General features: G+C 39.5%; 15 protein-coding genes. All 15 read right to left on the reverse strand.

Annotated features, from left to right (window positions below):
* Positions 1 to 632: 632 nt before the first annotated feature.
* The 15 genes from KFE98_19580 to KFE98_19650 all read right to left on the reverse strand — a co-directional run bounded on the left by KFE98_19580 (position 633) and on the right by KFE98_19650 (position 23,236).
* Complete coding sequence (locus KFE98_19580) at positions 633 to 1,340, reverse strand: protein phosphatase 2C domain-containing protein (protein UTW62179.1); 708 nt, start codon at positions 1,338 to 1,340, stop codon at positions 633 to 635.
* Between the two features lie 591 nt (positions 1,341 to 1,931).
* On the reverse strand, positions 1,932 to 2,273 hold the full coding sequence (locus KFE98_19585) for a hypothetical protein (protein ID UTW62180.1): 342 nt from the start codon (positions 2,271 to 2,273) through the stop codon (positions 1,932 to 1,934).
* A 52-nt stretch (positions 2,274 to 2,325) separates the two neighbouring features.
* On the reverse strand, positions 2,326 to 2,637 hold the full coding sequence (locus KFE98_19590; protein ID UTW62181.1) for a hypothetical protein: 312 nt from the start codon (positions 2,635 to 2,637) through the stop codon (positions 2,326 to 2,328).
* The gene (locus tag KFE98_19595; protein ID UTW62182.1) at positions 2,603 to 3,073 is read right to left on the reverse strand and encodes a hypothetical protein; all 471 of its coding nucleotides are present in this window, start codon (positions 3,071 to 3,073) and stop codon (positions 2,603 to 2,605) included. The genes KFE98_19590 and KFE98_19595 overlap by 35 nt, the downstream gene beginning before the upstream one ends.
* A gap of 208 nt (positions 3,074 to 3,281) precedes the next feature.
* Positions 3,282 to 3,563, reverse strand: a complete 282-nt coding sequence (locus tag KFE98_19600) for a DUF1493 family protein (GenBank protein UTW62183.1) — start codon at positions 3,561 to 3,563, stop codon at positions 3,282 to 3,284.
* A 518-nt stretch (positions 3,564 to 4,081) separates the two neighbouring features.
* Positions 4,082 to 4,609 (reverse strand): hypothetical protein, encoded by a 528-nt coding sequence (locus tag KFE98_19605; protein UTW62184.1) that lies wholly within the window; start codon positions 4,607 to 4,609, stop codon positions 4,082 to 4,084.
* Between the two features lie 444 nt (positions 4,610 to 5,053).
* A complete protein-coding gene (locus KFE98_19610) occupies positions 5,054 to 5,473 on the reverse strand; it encodes a hypothetical protein (GenBank protein UTW62185.1) in 420 nt (139 codons plus the stop codon).
* Positions 5,474 to 5,626: 153 nt separating this feature from the next.
* Positions 5,627 to 6,136: an SUKH-4 family immunity protein gene (locus KFE98_19615; GenBank protein ID UTW62186.1), complete on the reverse strand. Its 510-nt coding sequence runs from the start codon at positions 6,134 to 6,136 to the stop codon at positions 5,627 to 5,629.
* Positions 6,137 to 6,210: 74 nt separating this feature from the next.
* Positions 6,211 to 6,903: an IS1 family transposase gene (locus tag KFE98_19620; GenBank protein UTW62187.1), complete on the reverse strand. Its 693-nt coding sequence runs from the start codon at positions 6,901 to 6,903 to the stop codon at positions 6,211 to 6,213.
* Positions 6,904 to 7,434: 531 nt separating this feature from the next.
* Positions 7,435 to 7,668, reverse strand: coding sequence for a hypothetical protein (locus tag KFE98_19625; GenBank protein ID UTW62188.1), 234 nt, complete (start codon positions 7,666 to 7,668; stop codon positions 7,435 to 7,437).
* A 552-nt stretch (positions 7,669 to 8,220) separates the two neighbouring features.
* A complete protein-coding gene (locus KFE98_19630) occupies positions 8,221 to 8,673 on the reverse strand; it encodes a hypothetical protein (GenBank protein ID UTW62189.1) in 453 nt (150 codons plus the stop codon).
* A 737-nt stretch (positions 8,674 to 9,410) separates the two neighbouring features.
* Positions 9,411 to 10,160, reverse strand: a complete 750-nt coding sequence (locus KFE98_19635) for a hypothetical protein (GenBank protein UTW62190.1) — start codon at positions 10,158 to 10,160, stop codon at positions 9,411 to 9,413.
* Positions 10,161 to 10,168: 8 nt separating this feature from the next.
* Positions 10,169 to 12,094, reverse strand: coding sequence for a hypothetical protein (locus KFE98_19640; protein UTW62191.1), 1,926 nt, complete (start codon positions 12,092 to 12,094; stop codon positions 10,169 to 10,171).
* A gap of 94 nt (positions 12,095 to 12,188) precedes the next feature.
* The gene (locus KFE98_19645) at positions 12,189 to 12,884 is read right to left on the reverse strand and encodes an IS1 family transposase (GenBank protein ID UTW62192.1); all 696 of its coding nucleotides are present in this window, start codon (positions 12,882 to 12,884) and stop codon (positions 12,189 to 12,191) included.
* A gap of 437 nt (positions 12,885 to 13,321) precedes the next feature.
* Positions 13,322 to 23,236, reverse strand: a complete 9,915-nt coding sequence (locus KFE98_19650) for a hypothetical protein (GenBank protein ID UTW62193.1) — start codon at positions 23,234 to 23,236, stop codon at positions 13,322 to 13,324.
* Between the last annotated feature and the right edge of the window lie 4 nt (positions 23,237 to 23,240).

The raw sequence follows: 23,240 nt of genomic DNA on the forward strand, positions 1-23,240 counted from the left end.
TACCCTAAAATAAACAATTGAAATGATGACCGGTTCAAGGGCGCTAAGAATGGGAGGGTCTATGGCGTTTTATGGATACCCTGAAAACATGAGGTGGGTTGAATTTGATGTGGGGAAAATTTGACCGAAAATTTAGGGTTCAGGTTCTATTGAAAAAGGGAGTGGATATTAATTGGAACTTGTGCTTTTGATGCTCTTTCAGAGGTGGTTCTCTGGAAGAGGCTTATTTCCTCAATATAATAAGCCTCAGAATAGAATGTGTGTCAAGACATACCATGGATAAATTGCCCTTCGCACTGAAGTGAACAATACCTACCTCAGTGCAGCAAACGATGAAATTGCTCCTACAATTGAAGCTATGATGATCAAGCTTATAATGAGTTCAATTAGAAATCTTGTCTGAACTTTTCTTATTTCTTTTTTGTTTAGCCCTCTATAATCAGGAAGGCCATTGAAATTTCGAAGTTTGGCAATCCTCTTTCTTATCCGAGATACTCGCAGGTATCCATAAATTGTCCAAACTATCAGAATAATATAAGTCAGAATCTCAAGGGCATTTTTACTGTTCATTATTCATTACTGCAGATCCAATTTCATCAAAACTCTACTTCATTTCTGAGTGTATTAATCTATCATATTCTTATTCCAACAGCCGTCATATCATCCCGGGCAGAAATCTCATACCTCGTAAAAAGTTCTGAAAATTTCTTCTTCCATTCAGTGCTCCCAGCCAGTTCCATCATATCCCGTTGGAATGAACCTTTACGAGCATCATAAAATCCATCTGTGGCTAAAACATAGATAGATTCTTCATTCAGCCTTATAGGTTCGATCCGTATTTCAATATGGCTTTTTCCCAAGGCATTGGTTAGGCTCGAAACTTGGAGGGTTCTTCTGCCCAATTCTGATTGAACGACCCTCGTTCCCTTTATGCTGTCATCTCGGGTAAGCTGCTTTAGTTCGTTTGGTGTGCACTCATAGATTCGTGAATCACCGAGATTGCACATAACTCCATCATTCGTTTTGTGATTGACAACCAAGATGCTGAAGGTTGTACTTAGTCCACCGCAGTCGCCTTCCACGGATAAAAGTCTACGATTGACCTCTTGAACACTTTGAATAACCCGCTGCGATAAATCAAGTTTCCCATTTTTTCTGAATGAATCCACAAATTGATTGCAGGCCATCTCTGATGCCATCCAATCGCAGGGTTGTTTGCTTACCCCGTCGCAAACAATGGCTATGAGAAAGTTTTCTTCCTCCATGTTCTCTAGTTGGAAATGGTCGCCATTCTTTTCTTTGAGGTAGTATTTGATTGAATTTGCTGTTGTTTCAAGCATGGGTTGGATTGGCTATTGATTTATGCGTTAAAGGTATTCAAAACTTTTTGGGCCAATTGGGTTATTCGGATCCACCTGGGATCATTTTGCATGGTGCGAGGGTTGGGAGGTTCTTCGTATTCTGTTAACTCTTTGGATAACTGTTGGAATAAAACTATTTCCTCTGAGGAATGGGTTGATTTATCTAGGCTTTCTGCAAAGTCGAAAAATAGATAATCATCTAACAGATTAACAGCCTCGTCAAAGTTAAGCACCTCATTATAATACAGTTGACTAATCCAAACGTCCTCTTGAAATTTTCGATTAGCTAACTTTTCTAAGATTCTAACAATTGCTGTTGATTGATTATCGTTTAGAAAGGACATGGTGCTTGTTCAAAATTTAGACTTTTATACCTGAGCAATGTGCTATAAAATTATCATCCAAAATTCAAGAACATTGGCATGAGCTAAAATTCCTTGCCTAATAGTAAGCACAATCTATTGAGTCAAACATCCTTTTCACCCATTATCGTGCACTACCGCTTTTCCATTAGTATAAATGAAAATTCATCAATTTTGGACTCAAATTCATCGAGATCGAGTTTCTCATCTAATACATAAATCCGAAGCCCCCACCATCCAACAGACCGAACATATAACCACCGGTCATTTTCCTTTTTTTATCCTTTTTTAATCTAAGCCTGAAATAGTTTTTTTGAACGATAAGATCATCATAATCGTAGATCACTTTCTCACTTTTACCACCAGAAAATACAGTGTATTCCACATTCTCTGAATTGAAGTAAACTAAAATGGATAATGAATCTTGCTTGTCCTCATTATCAATATTACAGCTTAGCCAATAATTGTCAATGACCTCGGATTCAAATACATTGTTGCTTGGCTGAATACACCAGGACTGAAAAATTATAAATAATAGTATCGATTTCAAATTAGAATCACGGTTTTCATTTTTGTCCTATCTACAAAAAAATCCATAGGAACTAATACGTATCAGGATCATCCCAAAACAAAAAATCATCAAAAAATTGTCCATCTTCAAAAAAGTACATGGCGTATGTACCATGAAAATTCTGATTTTCACTGGACTCAAGATCAAACCTTAACTCCAACAAAGTCCCATCGTACATTTTGTTGAAGTAATTTCTACTAACCTTAGATAAGGATGGAATTATCGAAGATGTTTTCTCAATTCCATCAGATTTAAGTTCCTGGATTAACTCTGGGTTCTTCAGGTTCTCCGAAAGGTAATTTAATGCCTTAATCTTGAGTTGATTGATTTCGCTTTGTTCCATTTAACAGTATGCTATCAATTGATTTCAACTTTGAATTAACACTACTCAAGGGCTGGGTAACGCAAAAATACTCATCACGAAAATCATCCATCCCCTTGGAACAGTATGAATACACACCCTTCTTGGACATTGGAACATAAGCGTTAAGAAAACCAGGGCTTGTTGAAGCTGGAACATGTAGACCAATATTATCCAACGACCAAGCAGCGCGTCCAATAAACTTGTTAATTTCAGGATGAAAAATTTTCACCTCACTAATGTCGGGCAAACTATTGAAATAATTACTCAAAATTTTCAGATCGGATTTAGATTTCATGGCTCCAGCAGGCATCAAGAAACCACCCGAAAAGAAACGAGCAATTTGTCCGATTTGATCAATTCCATACCATTCGAAATCAAATATTTCTAGATCATCTTCTAATATTCTATCGTTCATCTAAATGGGGTCAAATACCATGCGAGTACCAAATTATTGAACAATTAATAATTAGATTAAAACCGTTATCGTCGATTGTTTCTTTCCTGGTTTGGTTTTGTTGATTTTTACCACTGGATTGGCGCATTGAGTGCAGATAGTTGTTCCGTCAATACTTTTGTGCCATTACCCTTTTTTGAGGCACTACCCATCGCAAATTACTGCTTACTTAAAAGGGATCAAACCAAACACCTTTTTCAACTACTGCATACAAGTGATCAAGATTAAGCGATTTTATTTTGGTTCTTTTGAAAAGATTTACTCCACCGGGCACATAATCTTGAAGATTAAAATCGGCAGGATCAATTTCATATTTTTCCATAAATTTCAAAATAAAAGTTTCCAAATCTATTCCAGCTAATCCCAAATCGTCGAAAAAAATAGTTTCGGAATCAACCGGATAGAGTAATGCTTCTGATAGCCAACACCTAAGACTTTCCTTACTTTCCATAATTCTTAATTTAATCTAACTGAATTAATCATTTATAGAATTCCTAACCGCTATTCAAGACATTACCCCCCTTTCCAACAAAGACAAAGAGCATATTTTCTATACACTTGACAACCTTATAAAGGCAGCTAAACTCAGCAATCTCTATGTTCACACTACCACCATAAAAAGCCCCAGTAGCATTACCAGGGCTCTCATTCTTATTTTATAAACCGTCGTAGTAGCAAACTACGACCAGAGAGGGTTTCGAGGTATTCAATTGGGGTTGGATAAAGTATCCAACCAAATTCGAATTCAACTGTCCTGATCCCATCAATCACCAATTTGGTCGGAAATGTTGGTTGCGCTTTTTTAGTCGCCAAATAGTTGCTTGCTATTTCCTTTACTTTTTTAAAGTGCATTATTCTCATCATCTGATTAAAACTCCAAAATGTTCTATTTCTGTATCGATCCGGGCAGGTGATTGCGGATAACTTCGACGAGATGAGTACTTACCACATCGTCACAACAATTGCATTTCAATAAATAATGCTGCTCTTGGAATAATATCTGACAGTGTCAATTTCACCATTTTCAAGCCAAAGAGAATCATAAAGGCGTTTGGTGTCAGCATCATAGAATTCAAAATCCCTATCCTCTGGAACATAACCAAAACCAACCTTGCTTCGAATAGAGCCACTCTCATAATAGTATTCCCATCTATGATCTTTCCATTTTAGATTCATTTCGTAGGATAAATTTCCATTAGAAAAGAATCTCCTCACTCGCCAAACACCAGTCGAATCAGTATCTATTTCTTCAAAAAGCACTTCCAACGAGTCGTAATAGGAGGTCCGAAATTCCATTCCTAAACGAATGTAACTGATGGACGTTTTTCCATCATTCAAGTCTTCTTGACAAATCCCAGAGAACTTTTTACCCCGGTCAAAATATTCTCCATTCCTCCTTTTTAAGGAATCCCAACTACACGTATCAATTTTGGCATTATTAGCCTCGATTTGGATGTTATCAATCTCTTGGGGCAATCGTTTCTTTTCATATTCCATCGAACAGGACGATATAAGTAGAAATAATATGATTCCTTCAAAAACGATTAAAGCATTTAAGTTCTTAGATATCACCTTTATTCCATTTATAGTGTGGATAATCATTTGTAGGTGTGAAGAATCCTCCCCCTTCTGTTGAAATGCCAATGGTACTTTTATTGGTAAATCCCCAATCTATTCTCCTCATTACCTTATCCATATTTGTAACGCTATAATTGTGGGTACCAAAATATGTTTCAAACTCTAAATCTGAATGATTTGAATGATACTAGGTTAGTATCGAACGCTCAACATCCAGTCCGACTGGCCGAGCGGATAAGAAAGGCGACCTTTTAGATCACCCTTCCTTTTTCATTCTTTTTATGATTAACTTATTTTCAAGTAGTCGCAAGCAACCAACTCTTTTGATCCGTTGCCCATAACCTTACAAAGACGGTTACGATTCTATTTAAAGAAGATACAATTTTCGGAGTTTGAAAACCCTCCGAGCTTTGTTATTCTTCCTTCAATTTGTTTCCCGTTATTTATTTTTTTGCCCAAAAACCTGTTTGGCAAAAACACGTTCAAATCAGGGTCTTTAAATTCAAATTTATCGTCCCAATTATCGAATGTGTTTTTGTTAAACCAAAAATCCTTAATTGAGAAAGAAACAACCGAATCATTAATAATTAAATCTTCGCAATTCGCTCGATAATAAATAGTATCCATTTTTTCCGTAACGCAAGTGCCATAGAATAACCCTGAGTATTCATTGCCATTTTTATTAAGAATAAAAGAATAACCATTACAATCCTCTGATTTCCATTCAAAGGAATTTGTTGAAATTAACAGATGAACACCTAAAAAGACGCATATAATCTTCATTATTTATCGAATTAAGTAGTGTGAAATAGTAAATGTCAATTTGTAAACTTTGGGCTTTCCAGCACCTGGCCCAGATTGAGTCCAATGCTCTTTTACTTGTGTTGATTTTTAAATGGTTCCGAGCCAGAAATTTCTGTCCACATTTTTGAAGCACTACCAAGCTCCATTTTCCATTTCATCCAAATAATCTATCCAAAGAGAACTATCGATTGACGAATCAATTTGTGTTAATTTATCCCGAATTACATCGACATACCTTTTTCGATTAGAGTAAAATTCTCCGAAAGCTTCCGATTGAATACTATTCTTTAAAAATTTATCAAACTCATAAACGCAAGCTATGAATTGAGAAAATGACGAATTGTACAGGAAACTTTGATTTTCATTGCGTTCAAATAATAGAACACTCTGCGATTTATCGATAACCAAAAAATTGTTGTCAACGTAAGTCATTTTACCAAATATTAAATGTTGCTCAGTAAACATTAATTTATCTATCGCTTCATAACTTCCTAAAATTTTCTTTGGAATTCCTATTTCTATGAAAACTTGGTAATCAACAAATGCCTTTATCTTTTCAAGTTCATATTGGCTATAAGTCATTAAGCCTCCATGATAGAAGTCTTGATATTTATCAAGGTTAATGTACTTCTCTATAATCATAAATTTGATTTTTCGCTTCTAATACCATTTCATTTATATTCAGCCGGGTTTTACCATGCCGCAGGGGTGAAAACTTAAATGCTTTTTCGGGTGGCAACTCCTGAAATTGATATGAAGATTGGGGCCGCAATTCGATTGATTCTTTCAAATCTAAACCTTTGGGGCGAACCTAAATACCAAGCATTCCAAGAATCCATAAATACCAAAAGTGAATACTTCATCATTTCAACACTCTTAGAGTAGCAGCGTGTTTTTCTTCGGAACCTAGCCAAATAATGACGTAACAAAGACATCATTCCTTCAACTGTATAAGTGTGTTGTTTCCCCTTTAGATGGTTGGTTTTAGGTAAGGTTACATTGTAAACTATGTACCCATCGCTACAATAGTTTTGGACTCTAACGGTCTTTAACTTTTTCCACATACGGTGAAAATCCACTTTTCTTCTTCTGCCAATTTCAACTGATAACAGATTCTTGGTTTCGCGTTCTACTGCTATCCAAACATATTGGTGGTTGGTACGGTTATTCACAAAAGAAAACAGTTCGTCAAATTCCATTGTTTTACAAAAGCCTGGCAGGCTTTGCTCGACCAACTTTCCTTTTTTCTTGATCCAATTTTGAACAGTCTGTGGACTTACTTTCAAAACACGGGAAATACCCCGAAATGGCATACCCAAATTATGCAATTCAACGCAACGATTAATCAAAATTGTTTTTTGTCTTGTATGGATGAGTAACCCAAATGTTTTGCCACAGCGTTTACACAAAAAGCGTTGCTTGCTCCTTAATTTTCAGCTCTTTATGATTTTAATAGATCGGCAGTGTTTGCAAGTTTTCATCAGTTGAAGTTGTAAAAAGGTGGACAATAGGGTCTTTCGCTGGTGCTCAAAAGCCACGGTTTAACGGCCATACAAGTTACCGCAAAATAAAAGCTCTCCCGAAAATCCGAAAGAGCTTATGAGGTAATTAATTGATTTTTTGAAGGTTATAAGTAATTATGGCCCACCCATACGAAGTGGACAAAGCCTACCTCTACCACTGCATGAAAGTGTTTATAAATGCTATTCCAACTGTCATAACAAAAGTCAATAAGATAGATACACCCAAAATTTGAAGCCAGTTAAAAAGTTTTCGCTCCATAGGGGTTGTAGGCTCTTTGTTTTTAGAAGTTGAAAAAACTAATCTAGATGATTTAAGTTTTTTACTAGATCTGGTAAAAATTAAAACCAAAATTATGCCGTAGAGTAAACTTAAACCTACCAATACGGTCATAAATAAATAGACAAGTGTTGCCATAATTAATCAATAATTACATTTTTCTCAATTAAATTTTCCCCTTCTATTTTTTCTTTAGCGAATGAAATGACAAACTCAAATTTTTTATAAAACTCATCAAAATTATCACTGCCAAAATAATCTAAGTATTGTGGATTTGCGAGAAATATAGCTTTTAACTCTTCATACATATTTTTCCCTGAGAACTCTATCAATGGTACGGTGTAGGATACATCAGCATGACCTTCAAGTCCCACACCAACTCCTAAACTAGGAGAAACTGTAATTCCCGCTCTTATATGGGTAAAATCCTCTGTCTTATCGGTATCAACTTTGCCATTTTCATCGGTTGGTATGGTAAAATTAAGCTCAATTGCTCCAACTGGTCAACTGCTCTCGTTTCACAATCATTTAATTACGCATATCACAGGAATCTTCATTTTAAGGGTGATTATATGGCCTAACGCCCCGTCCGACTGGCCGGGCGGATAAGAAAGGCGATCTATTGACCGCCTTTCACTTTTCTTCATTCGAAATATTTATGCTGATTTTCAATGTTTTATATTTTCATTTTTTGCTATCAATAAATGTGATACACTACCCCTGATACGTCCTTAAGCCGACCTTTTCCTACCACGCTCAATAACTTGGTATTACTAACAAAGCACCTGTAGGCGGTTTAGAAACGTTACCTGATTAACGTCTCTGGCGGGCCTACCACCATCTTAATTACAGCATTCTTATAGATTCGCATCTCTAAGTTTCAGGGCACACCAATTTTAGGACACTACCTGCGCTCTGGACAAAGCCTACCACCACCAAGAGTAGTCATCTCCTTTATGGTCAATTTCAGAAAGTATTTGCACCTTCTTTATTTCAAACTCGGGAAGCATCACACCAACCAAAAGTTCATTTTCATTGTTTTCCGGGGTCGTCATATCTTTTAGGCTACCAAGGTGATTCTCTAAAACCTGGCCACTACCCTCAGAAGAGTGCCAAGATCTAATCTTCCAAATGGGATAGTTTGAATTTTCAAATTCAAGAAATGGCTTCTCAATTTTCTGAAAATCCATTCCTTTCAATTTCAAAAATTTATAGACGGAGAATTCTGGCATGGCAGCCAAATCTTTATGTCCCCATCCAAGAAACTGAAAATGATAACATTCACGGGTGCTGGGAATTTCCAAATAACCCTCAGTAGGTTGGCCATCATACCAATCGAAACATATAGATTTTTCTATTCGAATACCAGTATCAAACATTATTTTCAAAGTTAATTTTAAATACTATAGGCTTCCACCAGAAGCACCACTATTACTCAAAGGGTAAGCAGGGTTCGTGTTATAAACAGGAATATCATCCAGCAATTTTTCATATTCCGCTTGTTTCATTGGTCGACTTGGAATTATTTCAAAATGCCCTTTATCTCTACCAGCTTGTTTAATTTGGAGCCCGTCAGGCAAACCTTCTATCTCGAATGCTCCCCTCGGAGCTACGTTCCTGTTTAATGGATCAGTATTGACGGATACACCACCTGATTGCCAATTACCATCCGCGTCATATTTTACATCATTTACTTTCGGTTTGAAACTACGACCACCCCTCCAGAGTCTAATCTTTACATTTCTAACGTTTCCTTCTGAAACGATTAGAAGAAAATAGTTAAACGCAACCTCTCCGATTGCAGCGTTTTGTTGGAAGTCAGAAATTTAATGTAGTTGATAATCTGTTGATTCAAATCAGGTTTATAGGCTCTGGAAGAATAGGTCTCCAAACAGGTTTTATGGCAAGTCTTGCAATGAAATCGTTGCTTGCCAGATTTACTAAGACCGTATTTAATAACAGAGCAACCGCAGTTTTGACAGGTGATAGAATCACCAACTCTTTTGAGCCATTGCCGAGCTTGTGAGGTAATTTATTGATTTTTTTGAAGGTTATGAGTAATTATGGCCCACCCATACGAAGTGGACAATGCCTAAGTGATACACTACCCCCCCAATTAATTGATCAACCTTCCATAGCTCTGAAGATTTAACTCAAACTCTTCACCAATTCGACACTTTCCGTACATAAACTCAACCGAAGTATCTCCAACCTCAATTAGCTCAAATAAGAAGGTCAAGGAATTTGAATCAAGTTCACCGTTTGTTAATTCTTCGAAGCCCTTACTTAGTAATTCCCCTTTTAACCACAAGGAATCACCTACAAAATTGTAATTCATTGAATACGGATATCCTTTCGTGTAAAATGTAGACCTTCTCCCAAAGTTTGACGAAACCGGCAAAACCAACTCAACAGTGTCTCCAATTCCTATAGACTGGTAATTTTTCTTAGCAATTCTATCATTTTCTAATTGGTAACGTTCTCGCCGCAATTTCCAATAATAGTCATAAATATCCTCAGATAATTGTCTAATTTCCATGGAATCATTTAATCGGTCATTAAGGTAAAAATGAAGATTTACCTTCAAATAAATTGTGCTAAAAGATGAATCATCAACATAAGTCTCGTTATTCAAAAAAGCAGTTATTTTTTTACCAAGTTCAGAATTAGTGTCAATCCCTCCAAATTCTATAAGTTTCAAAGGATAACCATTAGAATCGACATTAGATGACTTAAATTCTATCAATACTGATTCATCAATATTTTTTGATAATTGTTCAAACAACTCGTTTGATGGATTTATGGAAGTGCATCCAACTAAAAACGCAGCAAAAACTGCCACTAAAGAATATCTAAACTGGGACATATAGAGTTCTATTTTGTAATGAAATTTTTTGTTTCTTCAACTGCTTTATCCATCGCATTTTCATCAAGTTTAGTTCCAAAGTCGTAATCCTTAATATTTGGATCTTTTAGTCGTTCGTAGGTAGATAAATTAAAACTCTTAATTGAATTATGATTGTAATGTATCAAGTGAGAATTTGTTCTGTAATGAATACCACGAGCTACGTCAATATCTCCGGGTGAGAATTGGAATTGTAGTCCTTCAAAATGACTATGGATCATGGAATACCTTTTCCAATCCCCGCCAAAAGGTCTTACCCAAATAATATTTGCTACGTTTTTTTGCCAATGTTGGGCCATAAGTTGACCTTGATCATTTCGTAAAACTGATCCGTCCGGATCTACTTCCCCTCCTCCATGCAATTCATACCTATGTTTGCCTTCTACAGTTGTTCCAGGCATAAGTACTGTAAATTCGTCACCATTTTCATCTACAAGGGTACCTGAATAAATCACCATAGCATACTCACGGTCTTTACTCTTTGGTTGATACTCAACACTCCAATCTCTGAGAATATCCATCTCCTCACTTGGTAAGTATGCTCTTGTACTTCCATCAAGAAATTTGGTATTCAAAGCTGAGTATTTAATTTCCGCAGTTTTATTAGCAAGTTCACCGTTTCCTAATACGCTCATCGCCGATATCATTAAGGACCTATCAGTGATAATTCTAATATCAGTAGATGTTCCAAATTGCCCTAAATACTTGCCATTGGCAGCATAATATTTCTCTAACCCTTCCAATTCAATAAACGCAATTACACTATTCTCTGCAAAAGCAAATGGCGAGTTATGCGGATACTTAGGCGCCAAAGGATCCAAACTCAAAAACCGCCCAATATGCGGATCATGCATCCGATACTTAAACGCAACCATATCCCCGCCCCCATTAGAAGCAATGGGCACGGTACTTCCATCAGTAATCCGAATATTATCCATATAAAACTCAATTGGAGCTGGATAAGGATTCGAGGAGATCGAAGTCACATAAAAGCGGATATAATCCTTGGTGGGTGTAAAAGCCTTGGTGATCGTTTTGATCTCTGGGTCGTAGGAAATATAACGAGCTGAGTAATCCAGTTCAGTCCAGGATCCACCTGCATCGCGATGTTCGATGATAATGTGGCAAGAGTAATTGTTATTGGCATCGTTAGGGGTTACTCGTTCTACGTTGTAAGTAACCGTATGAGGGACTCCTTTGTTAGTGATCGCTATTTCCTTTGAATGACCACCTCCTGAATTCTGATCGTTTTGTAGACGTAGGCGTCCACCCTGGCCGATTAGATTCAAATCGCCCTGAGAGTTGTGCCAGGTTGTCCAGTTGGTTAACTGTTCTCGAACTGCAATTCCATAAAAAGTAGCCTTACATGGGTTACTGGAAGAGACATTGCCACCCGGAAGCAGGCGCATCCGCAATTTGGTCGATCCTGTAGCGCGCCACATGCCGGTACTATGGCGACCGGTTTGGTTTACCACCAAGACACCCAATTGATACCATTGGTTGTTTCCTGCATCCCAATAATCCCAGATAACTACAACTTCTGCTCCTGCATGACTGGCGGGTTTGTCCACATCAATTCCTAACCAATAGGATTTTCCGCTTTCCACATCAAATTCAACACTTTGTACGCCACACCAGGCATCTTCCGTATCGAGTACCAAGCCGCCTCCGGCTCCTAAACTCGCACAAGATCCATTGCCATGGTTGGACACCGTCCATTGACTTAAATCGTTAAAATCATCCTCAAAGACCAGGTCGTTGTCCATTACATCTACATAGAAGTAGTCCGGCACCTGAGAAGATGTCGCTCCGTTCTTCCATTCCCGATCATATTCCTGGCCCAGGAAGCCGTAACGATAGGCTCCGTGGTTGTAGGTTCGGCCGGGTTGTACCATGCCGAAGGGGTGATGGCTTACATGCTTTTTTGGGGGTAACTCCTGAAATTGTTATGAAGATTGGGGCCGCAATTCGATTAGTTATTACTCAATTTTAAACCCTTTCAGGATCGGCCCAGAAGTAGATTTTCAACACCGCTTTGAGGCATCGAAGACTTTTGGAGAAACAGATCGTTCTTCTATTCAATCGCTTCAAATGAGTCCTTAAGGTGAGATTCATTCTTTCAATGTGATTGATTCCTCGGTGTTTGATTCGGTGGATTTCTCTGGGAAGTAATGATTTGTAAATGTTCAAACCGTCAGTATCCACTCGTTTTGCCCGGGAAAACAACAAGGTATCAGTAATCAGCTTCAAGTTTCTTTTATTTCTCTTTCCAGCCATAAAATTGGCTACCTGGCCTGTTTCCGGATTTAGGGCATAGCCCACGTACATTTCGTTTCTTTTGAATTTGACATAGGTTTTCAATTCGTCTAATTCGTAATTCTGATTCATGCTTACCATTGGTTTCTCAACCTTAGCACCTATTTCAAGGATTCTTCGATTTACTGTATTGGTTGAAATTTCCAATAATCTGGCAATGTTTCTGATTCCCAATCCTTCTTTCAAAAATCGAACGATCTGTTGATTGATATTTCCGATTAGGGCTTTGTAGGTGTAACCGCTTTGTTTGGTTTTACCACAGGCTTTGCACAAGTAACGTTGTATTCCACTTCTCGTCTTACCATTCTTTACACATCGAGCTTGGCATTTCTGGCATTTCAAAATTTCATCAACACATCTGATACACATATTAGAGGAATCTTCATTTTAAGGGTGATTTAGCGGCCTAAAACTAAGAAAGACGATCAATTGACCGTCTCTCCATTTTCTTTATTCAAAATAATTATGCTGATTTCCAGCGTTTTATACTTTCATTTTTTGCTATCAATAAAAGTGATACACTACCGTATTGTTCATAAGGTGTGTGGGGAGCGCTGAGCCTAACCCGTCGACCCAATAATCGATAAAATGCTAAAAGCCAAAGTCAAAACAAGGAGGCTTAGAAACAACTGTTTGAAAAACTTTAACCTCCTTTTCTTTATGCGATTTGACCGAAAACGTGGTTCTTTACTAAAAGTACTTTCAATATCTGCCAAATCTTCATTAAATCTTACAACAAGTCTTCCACCATATAAAAGCCAAACAATGATTACAATACAAATTATTACGTTAATTACCATATTTAATTACTCAGTTTTCAATTCCTTTTCAGCTTCAAGTACAGATTCTAAAGCAACTTCTGCACCTTGTTTCGCCATTCGAAGTTTCTCAAGCACATCAGAAATCTCCTCAATTTCGTTTTTATTTAAATCATAATCCCTATTTAATCTACCCAATTCATTGACAGAATCCTGGATTTTTTCGGAAAGGTAATTGATACTTTTTCGAAGACCATTAACCATTGCACGATTGAACTCATCATTCTCAAAGCCTAAAATTAAACCCGCCAGATCCTTCCATGTAGTACCCCAAACCCAAGTATATGTTACCTCAAGAGCTCCACCAACTTCTTTACCTCCTCCAATAAATACCGTGCCTCCTAACTTTGAATTATCCTCATGAGAATCATGATGCTCTTCAATTCCCAGTATATGCTTCAAAGATTCTGTATCAAATGCACCATCAGCAGATCCACCAAGTCCACCACCAAAAATCCCACTAACCAAAGCCGATAGTCCCCAACCCTCGGTATCATAAATGGTATTTCCAGTAGGAAAAAAGGACACTCCTCCTCCAGCACTATATCCACCGATTAAACCACCACCGCCAGCAGGTGTTATAAAAACACCAACATTGCCTTGCATGTCAAAGACAAAACCAGCTGAGACCGAAATTGTAGCAAAGACGGAAAACCTTCCATCAGCATGAACTGAAATAACTTCTAATCCTTCCAACTCAACACCATCAATCACCCGATTTTCAGAAAATGCATAAGGAGAGTTATGAGGGTATTTAGGAGCCAACGGATCCAAACTTAGGAACCGCCCAATATGCGGATCATGTATCCGGTATTTATAACTCACCATATCCCCGCCCCCATTAGAAGCAATAGGAACAGTACTACCATCGGTTATCCGAATATTATCCATATAGAACTCAATTGGAGCGGGATAAGGATTCGAGGAGATCGAAGTCACATAAAAGCGGATATAATCCTTGGTGGGTGTAAAGGTTTTTGTGATCGTTTTGATCTCAGGGTCGTAGGAAATATAACGAGCTGAGTAATCCAACTCAGTCCAGGATCCACCTGCATCGCGATGTTCGATGATAATGTGGCAAGAGTAATTGTTGTTGGCATCGTTAGGGGTTACTCGTTCTACGTTGTAAGTAACCGTATGAGGGACTCCTTTGTTAGTGATCGCTATTTCCTTAGAATGACCACCTCCTGAATTCTGATCGTTTTGTAGACGTAGGCGTCCACCCTGACCTATTAGATTCAAATCGCCCTGAGAGTTGTGCCAGCTTGTCCAGTTGGTTAATTGTTCTCGAACTGCAATTCCATAAAAAGTAGCCTTACATGGGTTACTGGAAGAAACATTGCCACCCGGAAGCAGGCGCATCCGCAATTTGGTCGATCCTGTGGCCCGCCACATGCCGGTACTATGGCGACCGGTTTGGTTGATCACCAAGACACCCAATTGAGACCATTGGTTGTTTCCTGCATCCCAATAATCCCAGAAAACCACAACTTCTGCTCCAGCATGGCTGGCGGGTTTGTCCACATCAATTCCTAACCAATAGGATTTTCCGCTTTCCACATCAAATTCGACACTTTGTACGCCACACCAAGCATCTTCCGTATCGAGTACCAAGCCGCCTCCGGCTCCTAAACTCGCACAAGACCCATTGCCATGATTGGACACCGTCCATTGACTTAAATCGTTAAAATCATCCTCAAAGACCAGGTCGTTGTCCATCACATCCACATAGAAGTAGTCCGGCACCTGAGAAGATGTCGCCCCGTTCTTCCATTCCCGATCGTATTCCTGGCCCTGGAAGCCGTAACGATAGGCTCCGTGGTTGTAAGTTCGGCCGGGTTGTACCATGCCAAATGGGTAATAATCGTTGTAGGCTAATACTGCCGATCTCGAGCCACTGGAAGTGGCTTCCTGGGCTCTTAAATGAACAGAAGATACGGTATACTCGGTATAGGTATTGGCGGCTGATGTACCCATGAGGACCAAAGTAAGGTTTCCATCAACAACGTCAAAATCTAATTTTGTTGTGGTATGAGATTGTTGAGCATCCAGATAAATATTCGGTTGGTTCAAATCATCATATAGCACGGTGGAACCATCCTTTAATTGAAGATTTAAGTTTTGACAATTGCCCGCCGTGAGCATTCTAATATCCAACTGATATTTCTTTCCTGGAGTCACGGTCCAGTTCTTTTGGGTAGTCGCCGCTGTATTAGCCGTTAACTGATAAACCCTTAAACCAGCCCCTAAGTTGGTTACTGAGGTATTGTTAGTCCCGGTAAATCCATCTACCGAATTATTTTGAAAGGTGCTATTTTCTTCGGTCACCCAGGAAATACCAGATTCCTTGGCATCCGAGACCACTTCAACAACGTTCCCCAAATGATTGGAAAACTCGTATTGGTGGGTTCCCCATTTGTGTTTTTCATCCAAAATTCGACTTACCGAAAATGGCACTGTACCTCCACCCAAATCGAAGGTAAAGTTTACCGTGCCTGATTGTGGCACCTTAGATTCCAATTCCATTTCCCAATGGTTCGATTGAAATATCTTGTGAGCTCTCCAAACAGAAGATTGTGTATTGATTCGATTGACTAACTCATCAATCTGCTGCTCCCAGGTTAGAGTATGAAAAGCGGTCTCCAGTGTTTGAGTGATAATAGGGGCTCCATTGACGTTGACTACTACATAACGATTCAAGGAAATATTGGTAAAAGCCATGTTATCTGATGGTGGGCCCAAATGCTCCTGATAGCGAATATGAACAATTCTTGGATCGGGTTGGTTAAGCACTTCTGTTCCTGGTGTCACCTCCACAGATTTGTCCAAATTGGCTTCCCAATCTCCTTCAATCTCGGCCAATAGTTCTTGATTCTGCCCTACACCTATCCGTTTGGAGCCATAGAAATGGTGTTCGGTTAAATGCAGTTGCTTACTGTTGGTTTGGGTTACGGATAGATTTTCAAGTTGCAAAGGGCTACCGTTTCCGATTAAGGTAAACTCAACATCAATCAGCTCACTGGAAGTACCTGAGGCTGCCGAAATACGAACACAATTTCCTACAGCGGCAGCCGTGAAATTAGGCGAACCAGAATGTCCGTTAATTGCTGCTGCAATTTGAGCCGCTTTTGCCGACGCATTCCCAGTAAGAAATACGGGATTAGTAGCTACTAATGGAACCATGACAGATCCGTTGTTGTAGTTCACATCTACAGAGCTATGCGGATCCAAATGCGTTTCACACAACTCTATATAGCCCGTCCCTTCGGTCTCAAAATCAATGGAATAGGCAGCCAAAATATTTCCTTGAGGATCCCTTACATAGTACGTATCGTCCCAATAAGTCTGATCGCTTCCACCTGAAGATGATCGCGGTTTAATGCTCTTGTACCAACGATTACCCATCGGACCGTATTCAAAAGAAATATCATCCTTGGTCGAGCTACTCTCTCGATTTACGCGACGTACTTTTCCGGAAATGTTCCAGTCAATGGAGGAGATCTCTTGATTCTTATCACCAATTAATTGGCCCAGCTCGTTGTAGGTGTAATTATCGAAGGTTTGGGTACCAATATCCACATTCCAGGTCTGCCCTTTATCATCGGTAACATGATCTAACTTGTGGGTACCGGGTTCGGTATAGTAATAACTCAACCTATCCATTTCCCGGTTGCTTCCATAGGCATTCCTACTCAAGGATAGCAAGTCACCATCGCGGTTGTATGAATACTCGGTTTGATAGTCTTCGGTAAGTGATGCTGTAGCAAATGAATTATTCACTTCTACATTACTTCCACTGTAGTTGTGCATTTTTTTCAGACGGTATAACTGGTCGTACTCATAACTACGCATATAGTAGGGCAAGGCGGCTCCGTTATGATCACTAAGTGCCATAGTGGTTGCGGCAATGTTTCCATTGTATTGTGGCAATAAAGCATTTGAGATGTTTGTCCCTGCTTCAGCGAGGAAATAGTCACTCGATGAGGATAACGCCCCATCAATGGGATTGTAATCGTTGTTGTTGTATTTCAACTCATAGCCATACACGTCCTTTCCAATATGCTCATGAAGATTGGTTTGCCCAGCTAGGTAATTTCCTTTATCCGAGTCTTTTCCCACATCTCTATTGGCTACCAAGGTGGAAGCGTTTACTCCTTTTAACCAACCTTGAATAGTGTAAACATAATCCGAGGCTTGAACCTTTTGTTGCCCAATTTCTTCACGGGCCAACATTCCATTACGCAGGTATTTGTAGTCTGCAATACGGTCCCAATTTTGGCCGTCTTTACTTACAAAAGCTTCTCTGAGTTTTTCATTAGCATCGTAGAGGTAACGATGAATCAATTGATCCACCTCTCCCTTCTGGTAACTCATAGAGGTCACCTGATTCGTGATCAAGTCGTATTCATACTCCATGATTTTCTTATCATGGCCAAATTCCTCTAACTTCTGATCATCCTGAATGTAATGGGTTACATTCCCGTGAACATCATAGCTGTAATGCAGAGCTCGATCATAACTTTCCAAAGCCTTGTAGTCCTCTTCGTTGGATACTCGATATTCATCGAAATAAACCACAGATACCACTCTACTCAGGATATTCTTCTGCTTAAAGTTTTTGTATTCCGGGTTGCTGTACTGATCAAAATAATTGGACAAACCATTTTCAATAGCCATAACCTGATCATCGTAAATCGTTCGAACTACCTCATTTCTGGCAGGAAGTGAGTTTCCTGAGTTAGGGGTCGAAGCGTTGGTGAACCACAATTCCAATAAATGAGGAGTTCGGGCAATGATATCAGTCATTTCTCCTGGAGAACTGTTGTAATTCGCATCGGAGTAAAGCAAGGACGAAATTTCACCGGATTCTACTACCCTTCCCAAATTGTCGTATTGAGAATAGGAATAGGCTCCTCGGGTCTTTTGCTCATCGTTTTGAGAAGCTACCATTCTCCCTAGATGGTCGTACCAAAAATAGGTTTCTCCCCCATCTGGAGTTTGGGTATAGGTCATTTCCCCCAAGGTGTTATACTCGTAAAACGTCTCCATTTTGTGCTGGGTTTCAGCAATGGCATTCACCCCCTCAGGAGATACGGTCTTAACCAACTGGCCTTGGTTATCGTAATAAAACAAGGTAATCGCGGTCTCGTATTGCTGCCCGTCGTAGAGCAAGTTTTCATCCGGATTAGAACAATGAGACACGTAATCACTTAAAAATGATTCCAAGTCATCCTTCTTTTGGTTTTCATAATCTCGCAGAGCATAAAAACGCATTCCATCAGCCTTAGCGCGGTTTCCACAATCCTTCTTGTTCACATGAGGTTCTACCCCGCCAATGTTGAATTGCAGGTCTTTTACCGAATTCTCTTCAATTAAGTTTTCGAAGGTTGGCCAACATGTACTGTTTCCTTCTAACCATTCAGATGCCCCATCCTTAAATCGTGCTTTTATTTGGAATCCATATTGTTTTCCCAGGGAAGCAGTAGAAGTATTAATTACAGCCTTGATTAATTCAAAACCGGTGATATCGTCTAAATCATAGGGGGTAGTAGGTTCATCCAAATCGAGGGTACAAGAGCCCACACTGTATCCATTATCAGTAAATATCATTTGAGATACTCCATTGGATTGAGTGGTTGTAAGGGTTACAGGATTGGCGCTCAAAGGTTGCTGATCGTAAAGGGAGCCATAATAGAAGTCATGGCTAAACTTAAGCACCAAAGAATTGCTTTTAAGATCCTTGAACTTGGCCAAATCATCCAGCATTTTCACCAAATCATCGGCCTGCTCAGTTAGGGTCCATGAAAGTGTTTTCACGTTGGAGCCATTATCAAATTCAGCACAGGTTCGTTGAATTTGATCGTATTCAAACTCTGTTAAAACCACCCCATATTTCTGATTCATGTATCGGGTAAACAGTTTGAGATCGTTAGAAGAGGAAGCAAAACCTGGAAATTCTGAAGCATAATTTACCACACCACTCGTCGTCGTACGTTCATCGGTAATCAACTTACAGGTAATGGAGGTAGGACATCCCATACCTGCTGGTACCATCATGGAAGATGATTCTAAGCTCACTTTCTCGGCTGCACTCCAGCTGTAGCCACTCGTCCAAGTGGATGTGATGGCTGAATTACAAACACATTTAAGCTCTTCAAGATTGTTCAACCGATATCCATAATCGTAATCAAAAAGCTCACTTTCTGTGGTTAACCCATCTGGCTTGGTGTAAGATGCGTTCGCAAAGTTTTGTTCATTCTGAAACAAGGCATCGCATCCACAAGCATCCAATTGGCCATTGGCTCCCAACTTTGTTCCCACTTGGGGAGCGTCAATCAAATAAACAGAACAATTTAATCCTTGAGTCACTCCATACTCGGTCAACACATCTTCGAAGGAGTACAAGTCTTTCATATTCCCGTTAATTGAAACCGAATAAGGAACAGAAGACTCCTGAGCCCCTAATGGATGATCATTTTGACAGGAATTGATAAATACCTGCTTAAAGGCTTCCCGAATATCGTCGTAAGGTTGTGTTCCTGAGCCAGACAAACCACAGGATCCTATTTCGGCCATCCAATCATCGGCCATAGATTCAGCAACATCACTACAAGAAGTGCCCGAATTGATGTTGTTTTGAAGTGTTCCGTAAGAAACAGTTGGGGTAGTCGTTATGGCCTGGCGAAGAACATCAAATCCAGAACCAAAAAGATCCTCGAATGTCGAAATTCTTGCCTCTTTTCCATTGGGCACCTGACAGGTAGAGGTATTACGCTCGGTTTTCAATAATTCATTTACCAGGAGGTTTCTCTTTTGCAAATACAATCCACGAAAGAATATCCACCATTTCTCTTTGTCGCAACCTAAATTGTCCAAATCAAATTTACCGCTGTTTAACTGTGCATTAATACAGGAATTGATGGAAGCTGGAGTGGATTGATCACAGGCTGCTAAAATGTACGCAGCCACGTAAATATTGACATAGAGCGGTGTCGATGCTCCATCATCGTAAAACCCATCGGTATCTTTAATCCAATCCTTCAGATCTACCAAATAGGCTGTTCCTGCCGATCCGGATAGGGTAAAATATTCATCTATTTGAGCTGTGCCGCACTGACTACAACTCACCTGGTAATTACCCATGTCTGCTGAACTTCCAAAATTGAGATTCAGTGGATTAAGTAAACCGGAACTTCGAGCCTCGTCAAAGGTGAGTGTGTTGTTCATTTTATCGGCGTACTCATACGGGGCAATCACTGTTGAACCATCTTTGTTTCCACACACAAAATCCAAACAAGCATATTCAGGGTGTGCAGGTAAAAACAAATCGAGCCAGCCATCGTGGTAGTATTTCATAAAATCCTCAACCGTATTTAGGTTTACGGATAATAGACTTCCATCGGGCTTGGTATACTGCCCATTAAAATACTTGTAATCAATAATTTGATTAGGATCACCTGGAAGGCGAAGAAGATTGGTAAATACATCCGTATTAAATAGGCTATACGGATCTGAATGGGAATAGGAAGTAGATTGCATGGCGCTCGGTGCATTGTCGTAGAGCGCATACTGATTTCCAGGTGCAAAATCAGATTTTAAATGATCGGTAAGTATTTCACATCGCGAAGGCGTCTCCTTGCAATCGGCTATTTTTTCCGCTTTTATGTTTTCGTAATCGGTTTGAGAAATGGTGGTACCAAATAGCGTATTGTATTCCGTGGCATTGGTGCCATATTCAGAGTAGAACTCGTAGGTGCAAAAATCATAATTACAATTATCCGGAGTCATATCCAGTAGGTGTGTTTCCGGATCACTTCCACAGTAGTTTGCCAGATATTGTTCCTTGTAATAATCTTTCGATTCCTCACTTACCTTGATCTCCTTCTTTATTTCCAGGTGAACCATTTTATCGGCTTCAACTTCCGATGGAGAAATGAAAAATTTAAGTCCAGACTCTCGATTGGCATCAAAAACCTCGGTAACCGGATTAGGACAGGTAGATTGAACATTTAAACTCCCAATAGGCGCGCTGTAATCCACCAATACTGTTTCCGTTTGCTGGTTACATTCATCCGTTGAGACCTTAGTCACTTTGAAAACAAATTCATAATGACAGGTATAGCAAAGGTTACAGGTGAGTAAATGGTCATAAGTGAGGTCATACTTCAACTCATAACTTCCTGAGTATAGAAGTGGCTCAGTCTCACTGTAATACTCGTGATCAGTTAAATCGATCAACAAATTGGTTGTAGTTTCCACTGAATTACCAGCAAGAGGCTGAAGGTTTGAAGGAACGGTTCCTCCCACTTGTTTTAAAATAATTTGACCTGCAGAATTGTATACTTCCTGGGTAGTTACCCGGTTAGCATCCCGAGTAATTCTTTGGGTATGAGAAGCTCCTACATCATAATTCAACAACGGGAAATAGTTAGCCAAAAAGCCATTCTCCACATTATCAAAACGATGATATACATCGTGACCACTTCCAAATTGATGGTTCTCTCCTACTCCACTTGTTCGCATAACCGTTCCGGTATTATCCTTACGATACTCCATTTGAACATAGGGGTAACCTCCGGCGTCAGGTAAGTACTTTTCGGCACCATCTTTATTGGGATTACTCGAGCTATAATAGTTACCGGCTCCAGCTGAAGACGGATCTATACTAATTGGACCACTTACACACCAATTATTACGGCGATTTTCAGTATCAAAATGAGAAAAATGCAGCGGCTCTAATCCAGAACTTGTTTGATACAAATTCAAATCATTGACATACTTCAAACTTTGGGTAGCCACTGGTGAAGGGAGTATTTCCATTACTGGTCGGCTATAAGCGTCAAAAATGACACTGGTTACCACAACCTCATCCTCCTCATTATTTCGCGTTATGGATTGCCTCGGATTTCCGGCGGCATCAGCATACACCACGCTTTGGCTAGTATTCCCCATTTCATTAAATCCCATTTGGAATTGCCAGGTCATAGTTTCCTCATAGGAAGTTGACCAATTGTATTTGGCTCCACTGGGATATTGTGCTAAACTCGTCGTTCCTATTCCATGATCTATCCATCTTCCGGGATGAAGGCGAGCATAATTATCCTCTTTCGAATAATAAAGTGGCCGTATGCGGAAGGCGACGTCTCCAGCCGTATAAACCATAGGAATGGCAAAAGAATGACCATGAGTTCGGATTCTTGTGGAGCGCTCATCAAAGCTCAACTTATCCGGGGCACCGGTTTTCTTGTCAGCCAAATAGATCCATTCAAATTCAAACGCTTCTGCTCCAGTAACGGCATCCCAGGAAACAATCAACTCCTGAGCATTAGCATCGTAATTCTTTTGAAAGAATGAATTGATAAAATCCGTTTGAGAAGGATTGGTTTCCGGAAAATTAGCGTAATCAAACTTGTAATAGCGCTCTGTGTGAATTTCGAGATCTATAAACACATTCTCCAGTGCTCCCAGGTTATCCGATACAGAAACTACCGTTATCTCGGTTTTAATGGCACCTTCAAAAACATACTTGTCCAAAGCAACAACCGGACTACCGTTTACTGGAAAGGTCACTTCCAGCTGTTGGTTGGGTAGGTTTATTTCTGTCATTTGCTCATTCCAATAGCGGATAGCTACTTCAACCGTACAGGTATAGTCACTCGACGGTGTCCAGCCCTGGTAAGGATCAATTCCCAAAATCACCTTACTCGTTAAAGCAACATTGGTGAATTCTGATGGCCATAAACCAGGATTGGCATCCATGTAATGATGCTTTCCATCAGCAATGGTGAGTTTAGCATTTGCTTTAATATCATTACCCGCAAGTCGAGTATTGACAACCTCCTTACCTGCACTTAAAGACAGACTGAGACAGAAGGCTCCAAGGAAAATGATCAATTTTTTCATGGTG

It is taken from the genome of bacterium SCSIO 12741 (assembly GCA_024398055.1).
Lineage (GTDB): Bacteria > Bacteroidota > Bacteroidia > Flavobacteriales_G > Salibacteraceae > SCSIO-12741.